This window comes from Tardiphaga sp. 862_B3_N4_1 (assembly GCF_051811085.1).
Classification (GTDB): Bacteria; Pseudomonadota; Alphaproteobacteria; order Rhizobiales; family Xanthobacteraceae; genus Tardiphaga; species Tardiphaga robiniae.
The window spans coordinates 249,457-261,918 of sequence record NZ_JBPWQB010000002.1 but is presented as its reverse complement, the minus strand read 5'-3'; the positions used below and the strand labels follow the sequence as shown (position 1 = coordinate 261,918).

Below are 12,462 nucleotides of genomic sequence, written 5' to 3'. Positions count from 1 at the left end.
AAGTTAAGTTCGCAGATCAGAGCAGCTATCGTTGATCTGAATTTTCCATAGGCAGACGCGTGGCGCTTCCCGGCGCGAACCACGTCGATGGTCTGCTTGGGATTCCATAGGGTGGAGGGTAGGGCCCGATACCGGGAAGTAGCGTGAGTTCGACACTATTTTTGTCGGCAATCGAACATGGTATCGATAAGAGCGAAAGGCAAGTCATTGGCGCCATTTGGACGTTTAAGAAACAGCTGGGCTGATCTAGTCTTCCGTTGCTTTCTGTTAGAGCAAATACTTCGCATTGTAGATGCGGTCGAGATAGGCGATGTCGGAGTGATACGGGCGGTCAAATCAATGAAGCAAATAAGCAGTAAGGCCGGAAGTATCGAATCCAGAAGGAAGATCATCGACGCCGCGACGAGTCTTTTTACGAAGACCTCGTTTCAAGATGTACCCGTTGAGGAAGTCGCCCGCCGGGCCGGGGTCGCGCACGGTCTTGTCTTTCACTATTTCGGGACAAAGGCGAAGCTCTATGAGGCAGTTTCGCAGGTCGCCGCCGATCGCCTCGATCTGCTTCACATCGAAGCGACGCGGCGGCCGAAGACACCGAACGCGAAACTTCGCGCTTTCTTGGTAAGCCATATGGACGCCGTCAGCCAGCGGCGGGCGGACTATGTGTTTCACTCGCGCGGCGGAGGCACGCCCGCCATTCAGGCTATCTGGGAAAAATCCCGCAGCAATGCCATCCACTTGGTTCTCGGCTTTTTCAACATCGAAGAGCCTTCAGAGCCGCTTGTCGTCGCCACGAGGGCGTGGCTTGGATTCTACGACGAACTGGTCCTGGAGTGGATTCAGGGGCGGCGTGTGCTGCCCGATGGTGTGATCACCGCATCCCTGCAGCTGTTTCCCGTCGTAATGGCGCAAGCGCACGTCCTCGGCGCAGATGATGCACCGCAAAGCCTATGAGATACGGCTTGACTGCTAGTCAATCTAACGATTGACTGTCAGTCAATGAAGGTGATGCGGCTTAGAACGCGTCATGCCGGAGGAAGCGATGCCTGACGTTGCGGTTATCGGCGCGGGTCCTGTGGGGCTGACGTGCGCCTTGTTGCTCTCCCATGAGGGCATAGCGACGATCGTCTACGAACAGAATGCAACGACGTCCACGCATCCCCGTGGTCATGTCGTCAATGCGCGCAGCATGGAGATCTTTCGCTCTTTGGGGCTGGAAGAATCCATCGTGGCCCAAAGCCTTCCAGCCGACCGAAACCAGGGCGTTGCTTTCCTGCGACGGCTCGCCGAGCCTGCAGTTGCGGTGCTGCGCACGCGCGGTGTAACGGAACGCGATGCAGCCCATCGCGCCGCTAGTCCCAGCTTGCGCGCATCGTGTCCGCAGGATCGCCTCGAGCCGATCCTGCTGCAAGCGGTCCGCAACGATCCGAATATCGAGCTCCGCTTCGAAACCGAGATCCAAAGCGTTGCGCGTGAAGGCGATGGCGTGCGTCTGGTCGGCATCGGTCCGGATGGCGCGTTCGAAATCGCCGTTCCCTTCGTGGTTGGTGCCGACGGCGCGCGCAGCCTGGTTCGCCGACAGGCCGGCATCGAAATGTCCGGGCGCGGCCGGATCGGACGCCAGATCGGCATCTATTTCGAAGCCGACTTGTGGTCGCTGGTCGAGGATCGCCCGTATCTATTGTGGTGGATCTATAATGCACAGACGTGCGGGGTCCTGATCGCGCTCGATGGGCGCCGTCGCTGGACCTATAATTTCGCTTTCGATGAGCAGAAGGAAACGGCAGCTGATTTCACGCCGGATCGCTGCGCCGACATCCTGCACGAAGTAATCGGCCTCGACAGCATCGACATCAAAATCCATTCGATCATGCCATGGCGGATGCAAGCGCGGCTGGCCGACCGCATGAATGCGGGACCGATTTTCCTGGCGGGCGATGCGGCCCATCCGCTCCCGCCGACGGGCGGGCAAGGTATGAATACAGGGATCGCAGACGTTCAGAATCTCGCCTGGAAATTGGCGCTGGTGTTGCGCGAACGGGCGCCGGGCGCACTGCTCGACAGCTACAATACGGAGCGGCGGCCGATTGCGCAGATCAACATCGAGCAAAGTGTCGCCAATGCCTTGAAGATGGCGGAGCTTGGCTTGTCCGGTATGGCGACGGCTGACAGCGCGATGGCGAGGAGCCTCGACGGCGATGGCCGCGACGCGGCGGAAGCTCATATTCGCAACGTCGTGCCGAGCCTTCGGGAGCATTTCGATTATCTTGGCCAGACTTTTGGCCACGTCTATCCAAGGGGAGCCTTCGTCAGCGACGGGACGTCGGCTCCGCCGTTTTCGGTAATCGACTACACGCCGGATGGCCGCCCCGGTCATCGCGCGCCGCACATCTGGCTGGAGCGCGGCGGACAGCCCGTTTCGACCATCGATCTGATCGGCTACGGGCAGTTCACGTTGTTCACGACGCCGGAGTTCAAGGCCTGGCACGCTCCATTCATGCAGGCCATCGACGCTCGGCAGTTGCGGGGCGGCGCCTGGTCGATCGGCGCAAGCGGTGACCTGGACGATCCGTCCGAACAATTCCGTGCGCTGTACGGGCTCGCGCAGGGCGGCGCCGTGCTGGTTCGGCCCGATGGTTACGTGACCTTCCGGACTACAGACCCGCACGCGGAGCTGCCCGACATTGTCGATGAAGCATTGGACGTCGCGCTCTGTCGGACGCCGAGACGACATCCGGAACACGAAGCATATCTGCAAAAGACAGGTAGCTGAACATCAAGGGGAGGGACGTCATGAGCTACTCGGTAAAGAAAGCGCGGTTTGCAGCGCTAGTTTCCTGTCTGATGTTCGCGTCGGGCGGCAGCGCCGTGAAGGCGCAGACCGCCGTGACGATGGCGCTGCCGGCGCAGTCGCTGCTGTTCGCGCCGGCTTACATCGCCGTCGAGCGGGGGCTGTTTCGCGAACAGGGGATCGACCCCAAGATCATCTATGTCGCCGGGCCCGGTGTCATTCCGGCTGTGCTCGGCAAGAGCGCCGATTTTACGCTGATCTCCGGCGGCATTCAGATCGCGGCAGCCGCGCGCAACCAGAAGCTTGTCGCGATTGCCAATACCCAGGATCGCTTCACGACCGATATCATCGTGCGCAAGCCGGTCGCCGACAAACTCGGGTCGATGGCCTCCGCAGGCGCCCTCGACAAGGTCAAGGCGCTCAAGGGACTGACCATCGGTATCGATGCGGTGAACGGTCTGCCGCACAGCTTCCTGCGTTATCTTGCCCGCAAGGCGGGCATGAATCCCGAAACAGACTTCACCATCACGGCTCTGCAGCCGCAGGCGATGGTCGCCGCAATGAAGAGCGGGACGATCGACGCGATGGCGTTCTCGCCGCCGTTCTCCCTGACGGCGGTCGCCGACGGCGGCGTGATGTGGGTGTCGGGTCCCGACGTCGACCTGCCGGAGATGAAGACGTTTCCCTACAACGTCGTTCTGGTGCGTCCGGATCATTGCCAGGCCCAGGCGGCGATCTGCCGTGGTTTCGTCGCGGCGCTGAGGAAGGCCGTCGCCTTGATGAAGAGCGATCCGACCGCGAGCCTCGCGGCGCTCGGCAAGACCTTCGACAAGATGGAGCCCGGAGCGCTGAAGCAGTCGTTCGAGATCTTCGCGAAATATGCGCGGTCCGACCTCGAACTGACCGACGACATGTATCGTAACGTCGTCTCCTTCGACAGGATCAGCGGCATCATCCCGGAGGATGCCAAAGTTCCACCTGCCGGCGAGCTGTACTCGCCGGCATCCGCCAACTAACGCCATCTGGAGCTGAGAGATGTGGGATCGCATCATCTTTGCGGCTGCACTGGCTGCCGTCTGGCAGGCAGGAAGCGCCTGGGCCGGGCCAGAGCAGATAAGCTCTCCGGTCCTGGTGGTGCACCAGATCTATGTCTGGATCGCATCCGGCGTGCTGCTCGGTCATGTCGGCTACACCGTGCTCGAGGCGGCGCTCGGCTTCTTAATCGGAGCGGTGCCCGGCTTGCTGCTGCCGTTGGTGCTGCGGCGACACGTGTTCCTCGCCGCCGTGCTCGATCCCTTCATCATGATCGGCTACGGGCTGCCAAAAATCGCGTTCATTCCGCTTTTCATCGTCTGGTTCGGGATCGGTATTTGGAGCAAGGTCGCGCTGGTCGCGAGCGTTAGTTTCTTCCTGGTTTTCTTCAGTACTTCTGAGGGAGTGCGAGCCGTCGATCCACGCCTGCTGCGGATGGCAAAGGTCGCCGGCGCCAGCGAAGCGCAATTACTGCGCACCATCGTGCTGCCCTCGGCGACGCCGTTCGTCTTTCAGGCGGTCCAGATTGCCCTGCCGCTGTCGATCGGCGGTGCGGCGATCGCCGAATTGATCTCCTCAAACCGCGGCCTCGGTTACTTGATCCAGTCCTCGGCCGGCAACTTCGAGATCACGGGCGCGCTGGCCGCCGTCGCGGCGCTGACGCTGATCGTGGCGCTGACCAATATCGCCGTGGCCGCTGCAGAAGCGCAGCTACTGGCATGGCGTCCGCAGACGAACCCCAGCACTCCGAAGGCGGCTTGACATGACTTGTGAACCCGTTCTCGAAGCCCGCGATCTTGGCAGGTTCTTTAGCGACAGAGCGACGCAGAGCGAGCGTTGGATCATCAAGGGGCTCTCATTTGCGCTGCACGAAGGCGAGTTCGTCACGCTGGTTGGCCCATCGGGATCGGGAAAGTCGACGCTTCTGAATCTGCTCGCCCAGATCGATAGGCCTTCGGCGGGAGAGATCCGGCTCCACGGCGAGGTCATAAGCGCGCCGTCGCGGCCGGGTCAGAGCGCGGGCGCAAATGGACGCATCGGCTACATCATGCAGGACGACAACCTGCTGCCGTGGCGCACGCTGCGCGCCAATGTCGAATACCCGCTGCAGATCCAGGGCCGGCTCGATGCCTCGTTTCGCAAGCGGGTCGATGAGTTGATCGCCGCTGTCGGCCTGAACGGTTTTGAGAACCACTATCCGCACGAATTGTCGGGCGGCATGCGCAAACGCGCATCGATCATCCGCACGCTGGCCTACGATCCGCCTGTGATCCTGATGGACGAACCATTCGGCGCGCTCGATGCGGAGTCGCGCCTGCACATTCAGAAGGATCTGGTCCGGCTGTGGGAGCTTGGTCGCAAGACCATCCTCTTCGTAACGCACGACATCACCGAGGCCATCGCGCTCGGCGATCGGACGCTGACGCTGACGAAATCGCCGGCCTGTATTCGCGGCGAACACCTGATTGACATTTCCCGCCCGCGCTCGGTCGACAGTCTGGTCACCGAGCCGAACTATCCTGGCATTTTCAGCCGCATCCGGGCGGAGGTCTGATGAGCCAGTCCATCAGCCACATCGTCCCCGAGATCGCGCAGCCGCTGTTGCGTCGCTCTGCAATGCCGTGGCTTGCGCTGGCCCGCGGTGGCGTCGCCATCGTGTTGCTGACGGTGTGGGAAGCATCCGCACGCTGGGTGCCGGATTTGATTGCGGGCCCGCTGCCGACCCTACTACGTGTGATCGATCTGGTTCGGACCGGTGAGATCGTCTGGATGTTGTGGACGACGACGCTGGAGGCCATCGGCGGACTTCTGATCGGCGCAGGCCTCGGTGTTGTGCTGCCGTTTGTCGTGCAGATGTCGCCGCGGCTGTCATCGGTCATTGAGCCGTTTGCCAAGGCCACGGTCGGGATTCCGAAACTCGCGCTAAGCCCGATCCTGATCATGTGGTTCGGGATCGGCCTGACGTCGAAGATCGTGCTTGTGGCGCTGATGACGTTCTTCCTTGTCTTCGTCGCCACCTTTATCGGCATTCGGTCGGTCGGACCGAACCTGATCCGGACGGTCGCGATTTTCGGCGCCGGCAAGCGCGAGATCGCGCGCGAGGTTTTGTGGAATTCGTCCCAGCCCTTCGTATGGGCGGCGCTGCGGGCGGCGCTGCCGTGGGCGATCAATGCGGCGCTGGTCGGTGAATTCCTCGCGGCCGAAAACGGCATCGGTTACTACATCCACCATTCCTACAACGTTGCCGATATCACCGGTGTTTATGCCGGCATGGTCATTACCGCAGCACTGGTGCTGCTCGCCGACGCCGTGCTGCGCCTGTTTCAGCGCCGTGCCCTAGCCTGGCGTCCCGACAACGCAGATCAAACTCTTCATTAGAGGACGAGCATGAAACTGTTTTACGCACCCGGCGCGTGTTCGATCGGCATCCACTATCTGCTAGAGACCATGGGAGACCCCTACGACCGGCAGAAGATCGACATCAAGACGGGCGAGAACCGCCAGCCCTGGTATCTAGCTCTCAACCCGAAGGCCAAGGTGCCCACGCTGCAGCGTGACGACGGATCGGTGCTGACGGAATTTCCGGTGATCGCGCAGCACATCGCTGCGTCGGCGCCGGGCACTGGTTTGTCGCCGTCCGATCCTGAGTGTGCATTGCGAGCGGCCGAAATGACAGACTACTTGGTCTCGACCCTGCATATGCAGGGTTTCTCGCGCATCTTTCGTCCGGCAAAATTTTGCGAAGATCCGACGACGCACGATGCCATCCAGCGGCAGGGGCGCGACGTGGTCACTTCCGGGCTCGCGGTTGTAGAAAACGAATTGAAACCGGGCGGCGCTTTGCACGGCGAGGCGACCTTCGCGGATGCGGCCCTGTTCTACGTGCTTTTCTGGGCCATCGACCGCGTCAAGCTCGAAGTCCCGCGCGCCTGCGCCGAGCGCTACGCCACCTTGAAGTCGACCGAAGCAGCGACGCGCGTGTTCGCGGAAGAGGGGATCGCGCTATGACGTGGCGCTGTCCGTCAAGACGATGGATTGGGTCGGTCGCGGCCGTACTTGCCACTGTTCTTTCGACGGCGGGCGGGCAGGCCGCGGACGAGTATCCGAATAAGCCGGTCCGCATCGTGGTGGGGTTTGCGCCCGGCGGTAGTTCCGATACGGCGGCGCGGTTGGTCGGCGAACGGCTGTCCAGGCGGCTTGGCCAGACCGTGGTGGTCGAGAACAAGCCCGGTGCCGGCGGCATGCTCGCGACAACGCAGGTCATGAACGAGCCGGCGGACGGCTATTCGCTGCTGCTGCTGGCGAGTGCGCATTCTGTGGCAGCTGCGATGCGCGCCAAGCTCCCGTTCGATCCCGTCGCAGATCTGGAATGGATCTCCACGGTGTCGACCTACGGCATGGTGGTCGGCGTTCGACCGGCGTCACCCTACAACTCGCTGGCCGAGCTGATCGCGGCGGCCAAGGCAAAGCCGGGGTCGATCAGTTTTTATTCGGTGGGATTCGATACGGGACACCACCTGGTGGGCGAATGGATCAATGCCGCCACCGGTGCAGGACTGCTCCACGTGCCGTATCGTGGAAGCACGCCCGCACTGACCGATTTTCTCGGCGGGCGTGTCGACGTGATGATCGATACGATGACCTTCGCTTATCCGCAGTCGCTGGCCGGCACCGTTCGGCCGCTCGCGGTGACGACGCGCGACGTCCCCGCGGAGATGAAAAACGTTGCCTTCTCTGGGGACGTCGTGCCGGGGCTGGAATACGAATCGTGGCTCGGTATCGCGGCTAAGAAAGGCATCCCATCCGAGGCCGCTGACCGTCTGCGGCAGGAAGTCGTCGCGATCGTCAAATCAGAGGACTTCCAGAAGGAGATGCGGGCTCTGGGGGCCAATGCGACGCCGAGCACCGCGCCCGAATTCGCCGGTCGCGTGAGGCGGGAGATCGCAGAATTTAACAAGGTCATCGATGCCCGGGGCATCGAGCGTCAGTAGCGGTACCGACCGCATTTCCGACAGGAGATATTCAATGGCTCTCAAGTCTCTCGGCTATATCGGCATTCAGTCCACCAAACTCGAGGACTGGAGTGGCTTTGCCACCAGTCTTCTAGGCATGCAGCCGGTCGACCGGGGCGGGGCCGTGCGAACCTTCAGGATGGACGATCGCAAGCAGCGACTTGTGGTGACCGGAGCGGACAACGAAGGGCTCGGCTTCATGGGCTGGGAGGTCGATCATCACGACGACCTGGAAGCGATGGCTACGCGGCTTGATGCGCATGGCGTCCGGGTCAGGCGCGGCACGCGGGCGCTCGCGGACGAACGCCGCGTCGCCGACTTGATCGTCTTCACCGATCCCAACGGGCACCGCGTCGAGATCTTCCACACGCCAGAGATCGCGAGCGACCCGTTCAGTCCCGGCCGGCCGATTTCCGGGTTCAAGACCGGACCGCTGGGCATGGGCCACGTGGTCCTGAACGTCGACAATATCGAGCAGGCGATGTTGTTCTATCGCGATGTCCTCGGTTTCAGTGTGACGGACTATGGCTTGAAGCCCTATCCGCTATATTTCTTCCACATCAACGGGCGCCATCACTCCTTTGCGATGGTCGGGTCCGGCAGGCAGAGCTTCCACCATTTCATGGTTGAACTGCAGAGCCTCGACGATGTCGGGCAGGGCTACGATCTGGCCCAACTCGACGAGGGCCGCGTCGCCTATACGCTGGGACGCCACACCAACGATCACATGACGTCGTTCTATGCGCACTCGCCGTCGGACTTTTTTGTCGAATACGGCTGGGGCGCGCAGGTCATCGATCCCAACACCTGGGAGCCGTTCGAGACCCATGACGGCCCGAGCCTGTGGGGCCACGAGCGGCTCTACATGGCGGAGGAACAACGCAAGCGCATGCGGGACATGCGGCTGGATGCTGCCCGCCGCGGCGTCCGCGTTCCCAACCCGGCAAACTGCGCCTGGCTCGACTCCGTGGTGCGGGCGGAGTAGCGGAATGTCCGTCAGCGATAAAACCGTCGATGTGGCAATCGTTGGCCTCGGGCCGGTCGGCGCCACGCTTGCGCTGCTGCTAACCCAGGCCGGTCTCTCCATCACCGTGCTGGAACGCGAGGCCGAACCGTATCCGCTGCCGCGCGCGGTTCACTTCGACGACGAAGTGATGCGTGTCTTTCAGACGATCGGCATCGCCGCCGACGTCCTGCCGTCCACCTGCCTGTCCCCCGGCATGCTGTTCGTCGATGCCGATGGCCGGTGCATGCTCGATTGGTCTCGGCCGGCGACGATCGGGCCGCAGGGTTGGCACGAAAGCTACCGCTTTCATCAGCCGGACCTCGAGCGCGTGCTGCGCCACAAGCTTGAGACGCTGCCCGAGGCGACGGTGCTCACCCGTCGCGATGTGTTCGCGATCGATCAGGACGCGGACGGCGCAACGTTGCGCTTCGAGGATCTTGCCTCGGGCCAACTTGAACAAATCCGTGCGCGCTATGTGGTCGGCTGCGACGGGGCGCGCTCGTTGGTTCGGCGTCTGATCGGTTCGACATCGACCGATCTGGGTTTTCACGAGCGCTGGCTGGTGGTGGATTGCCTGTTGAAGCGCGACAGGCCGGATCTCGGCGATCACAGCATCCAGTTTTGTGAACCGGAGCGGCCCGCGACCTATGTGCGCGGTGTGGGACAACGCCGCCGCTGGGAGATCACGGCGCGCGATGACGAAAGCAACGCCGCGCTGATCGAGCCCGCAAAGATCTGGCAACTGCTGTCGCGCTGGATCACGCCGGACGATGCCGACATCGAACGCGCCGCCGTGTACATGTTCCATTCGGTGGTGGCGCGCAGGTGGCGACGGGACCGCTTGCTGATTGCCGGCGATTCCGCCCATCAGACGCCGCCGTTTCTTGGTCAGGGGCTTTGTGCGGGGATCCGCGATGTGAGCAATCTGGCGTGGAAACTGATCGCAGTGATCGGGGGCTGCGCTGACGATGCGTTGCTCGATACCTACGCCAGCGAACGCGTGCCGCATGTCACCGAATATATCGAGCTTGCCGTGCGTCTCGGCGGATTGATCAATACCCGCGCCGTCGAGCGCGCGTTGCCGGGCGCGTCGGCCACCGCCGAGCCGGTCCGCATGAGTTCGATCAAGCCCCGTCTGGGCCCGGGTCTGGCGCCGGACGGCGTTTGCCCGATCGGGATGCCCGGGCCGCAACCGCGCATGTCGGACGGCCGCCTTCTCGACGATCACGTCGGATATGGATTCGCCCTGATCGCGCGTGCCGGCGACATCGGCGCCGAGGAAACGCTGCGGCGGCGATGCCGGCAGCAGGGCGTGGCATTCGTGGCGGCCGATGACGACGGTCCGCTTCGGGACTGGCTGGATCAGGGCAATATCAGCGCCGCGCTCATCCGGCCGGATCGATACGTGCTCGCCGTGGCCGCGACTCCGGGTGATGCAGCAAGCCTGCTCACCCACGCGCTCCACCTTCCGCCTTCACTGCACCGGGAATCCTGCGCCGCATGAGCGCTCCAGATCATTTTTTCATTCAACTCAGAGAGACCGATCATGAAACTCGTATCGTTCCAAGCCGACAACGTCACTCGCTTCGGCGGCATAAAGAACCAGGGCATCGTCGAACTCGGCCCGCATTTCAGGGAGCGCGGCATCGCGTCGTTACGGCAGCTACTCGCGGCGGATGCGCTCGGCGAAGCGAAGCGCATTGTCGAGCAGGCTGCGCCGAACTGGAAACTCGATGATGTCGCCTTCCTTCCAGTGATCCCCGACCCGGGTAAGATCATCTGCATCGGTCTCAACTATCGCGATCATGTCGCGGAAACCGGGCGTACGGTCACTGAAAATCCGTCGATCTTCGTCCGTTTCCCCGAAAGCCAGGTCGGTCATCTGCAACCGATCGTGAAGCCGCTGGAATCCGATCATTTCGATTACGAGGGCGAATTGGCCGTGGTGATAGGCAGCGGAGGTCGTCGCATCGCAGAAGATCTCGCGTTGGCCGCGATTGCCGGATACGCTTGCTACAATGAAGGCAGCATCCGGGACTGGCAGCGCCATACGTCGCAATTCATTGCAGGAAAAACGTTCGCGCGAACCGGGTCGTTCGGACCGTGGCTAGTGACGGCCGACGAGATTCCCGACCCGTCGAAACTGTCATTGCAGACCCGGCTCAACGGCGAGGTCGTTCAGAGATCAACGACGGATCTGCTGATCACGGGCATCCCAGCGCTGATTAAATATTGTTCCACGATCATGACTCTCGAGCCGGGCGACGTGATCGTCACCGGCACGCCCGGCGGTGTGGGTGCGAAGCGCTTTCCGCCGCTGTGGATGAAAGACGGCGACACTGTTGAAGTAGAGATCAGCGGAATCGGTGTGCTGCATAATCATGTCATCGCCGAAAAAGCCTAGGTACCCGAACAAACAGAATGTTGCGCGTGCAGACCACGAAGCAATCCTTCGCCTTTCGATATAAAGCCGCGCAACTGGCGCGGCAGGCCCAAGCCGAGCCTGAGCCCGATAAATCGGCACTTCTGCTTTCGGGATGCACTAGCCTGGACCGGGATAGCCGAGAACGAAGAAATTTTGGCTCAAGACAACGTTAATATGCGGAATGATTAGCCCATGAAAAGCTAGTCGAAGCTCTCAGAAACCCAACTGGACCGCTCTTGGCGCAAAGCTGACGTCGAGATGCAAATTTGACCTATTTGATCTGACCCGTACTTGACGTGGCGTCGCCATCATCGGGTCCAGCGACCTTCGTGGAAATCTCGGTGCTATTGATCGTATTCACTTGAGGGCAGCTGCGCTTCGAGAAATGTTCTCTGCCAAGGTCTGAAGGCTGGGCAGGAAGGTTTTGAGCAACTCACGTCGATCGATTGCAGAGATGAAATAAGTCATACCAACCGTCGCAAGCACCTTGTCGCCACTCATGATCGGGATGGCGATCGTCCCGGATGAGCGAGGGTCGACGGCGCGATCCCGCTCGGCATAGCCTTGCTTCCGGATTGATCTCAGCATCAACAATGTCTGAGCACGATCGCCGATGAGTTGATCTTCATCAATCGTCGATCGTGAAAGTAGGTCGAGCAGCATCAGGCGCTCCCCGATGGGGCAGAATGCCAGATAGGCACGACCGAGCGCGCGGCGCAGCAGGCTGAGATGCATGTTGATCGTTCCGTGGAACGGCGACACCGGACTGTCCGCAATAGTGCTGAAGCGCACGACCACGGACGTGTGGTCGAGAACGCCAATCGCCAACGGCCACTGATGCTGTGACGTAAAGGACAGCGCCCAGGGTCGCGCGGCTTCGACCACCAGTGGGTCGCCGTGAAAGCCGTTGCTCAGGGATTTGACGCGCGACGCCACCGTGTAGCCGCCTTGCCTGCGGTCATTGGCGGCATAGCCCATGGCGCACAGCGATTTCATCAGCCGAACGATGGTCGATTTAGGCAGGCCGGTCGCGAGATGAAGGATCTGGATCGAGGCGACGCGATGCCGGTTCAACTCCTCCAGCAGGATGAGCGTGCGGGCTGCTGCTTCGACCTTCGGTGAACGGGGGGCCATACCAAGATTCCACTCTGCGGAACGCTGGCGAATAGATATGGCAAATGGCCCGGCTGGTTGCAAT

12 protein-coding genes are annotated in these 12,462 nt (G+C 61.7%); 11 read left to right on the top strand and 1 reads right to left on the bottom strand.

Annotated features, from left to right (window positions below; all coding sequences use genetic code 11):
* Positions 1-339 precede the first annotated feature (339 nt).
* From AB8B02_RS18550 to AB8B02_RS18500, 11 genes are all read left to right on the top strand, one after another.
* The gene (locus tag AB8B02_RS18550) at positions 340-951 is read left to right on the top strand and encodes a TetR/AcrR family transcriptional regulator (RefSeq protein WP_120286742.1); all 612 of its coding nucleotides are present in this window, start codon (positions 340-342) and stop codon (positions 949-951) included.
* An 88-nt stretch (positions 952-1,039) separates the two neighbouring features.
* Positions 1,040-2,770 carry an FAD-dependent monooxygenase gene (locus AB8B02_RS18545; RefSeq protein ID WP_439064777.1) on the top strand — a complete coding sequence of 577 codons (1,731 nt, stop codon included), beginning with the start codon at positions 1,040-1,042 and terminating at the stop codon, positions 2,768-2,770.
* 20 nt (positions 2,771-2,790) lie between these two features.
* Positions 2,791-3,804, top strand: coding sequence for an ABC transporter substrate-binding protein (locus AB8B02_RS18540; protein ID WP_120286744.1), 1,014 nt, complete (start codon positions 2,791-2,793; stop codon positions 3,802-3,804).
* A 19-nt stretch (positions 3,805-3,823) separates the two neighbouring features.
* Entirely contained in the window at positions 3,824-4,582 is a 759-nt protein-coding gene (locus tag AB8B02_RS18535) for an ABC transporter permease subunit (protein WP_120286745.1), read from the top strand.
* A gap of 1 nt (position 4,583) precedes the next feature.
* Positions 4,584-5,375 carry an ABC transporter ATP-binding protein gene (locus AB8B02_RS18530; protein WP_120286746.1) on the top strand — a complete coding sequence of 264 codons (792 nt, stop codon included), beginning with the start codon at positions 4,584-4,586 and terminating at the stop codon, positions 5,373-5,375.
* A complete protein-coding gene (locus tag AB8B02_RS18525) occupies positions 5,375-6,199 on the top strand; it encodes an ABC transporter permease (protein WP_120286747.1) in 825 nt (274 codons plus the stop codon). The genes AB8B02_RS18530 and AB8B02_RS18525 overlap by 1 nt, the downstream gene beginning before the upstream one ends.
* Before the next feature lie 9 nt (positions 6,200-6,208).
* On the top strand, positions 6,209-6,829 hold the full coding sequence (locus AB8B02_RS18520) for a glutathione S-transferase family protein (protein ID WP_439064776.1): 621 nt from the start codon (positions 6,209-6,211) through the stop codon (positions 6,827-6,829).
* Positions 6,826-7,812, top strand: a complete 987-nt coding sequence (locus tag AB8B02_RS18515) for a Bug family tripartite tricarboxylate transporter substrate binding protein (protein WP_439064775.1) — start codon at positions 6,826-6,828, stop codon at positions 7,810-7,812. The genes AB8B02_RS18520 and AB8B02_RS18515 overlap by 4 nt, the downstream gene beginning before the upstream one ends.
* Positions 7,813-7,846: 34 nt before the next feature.
* Complete coding sequence (locus AB8B02_RS18510) at positions 7,847-8,818, top strand: VOC family protein (RefSeq protein ID WP_120286750.1); 972 nt, start codon at positions 7,847-7,849, stop codon at positions 8,816-8,818.
* A gap of 4 nt (positions 8,819-8,822) precedes the next feature.
* The gene (gene mhpA / locus AB8B02_RS18505; protein WP_120286751.1) at positions 8,823-10,343 is read left to right on the top strand and encodes a bifunctional 3-(3-hydroxy-phenyl)propionate/3-hydroxycinnamic acid hydroxylase MhpA; all 1,521 of its coding nucleotides are present in this window, start codon (positions 8,823-8,825) and stop codon (positions 10,341-10,343) included.
* 42 nt (positions 10,344-10,385) lie between these two features.
* Positions 10,386-11,243, top strand: a complete 858-nt coding sequence (locus AB8B02_RS18500) for a fumarylacetoacetate hydrolase family protein (RefSeq protein ID WP_120286752.1) — start codon at positions 10,386-10,388, stop codon at positions 11,241-11,243.
* A 378-nt stretch (positions 11,244-11,621) separates the two neighbouring features.
* On the opposite strand, the gene AB8B02_RS18495 is transcribed toward AB8B02_RS18500, so the two are convergent.
* Positions 11,622-12,461 (bottom strand): DNA-binding transcriptional regulator, encoded by an 840-nt coding sequence (locus tag AB8B02_RS18495; RefSeq protein WP_147421554.1) that lies wholly within the window; start codon positions 12,459-12,461, stop codon positions 11,622-11,624.
* Position 12,462 lies beyond the last annotated feature (1 nt).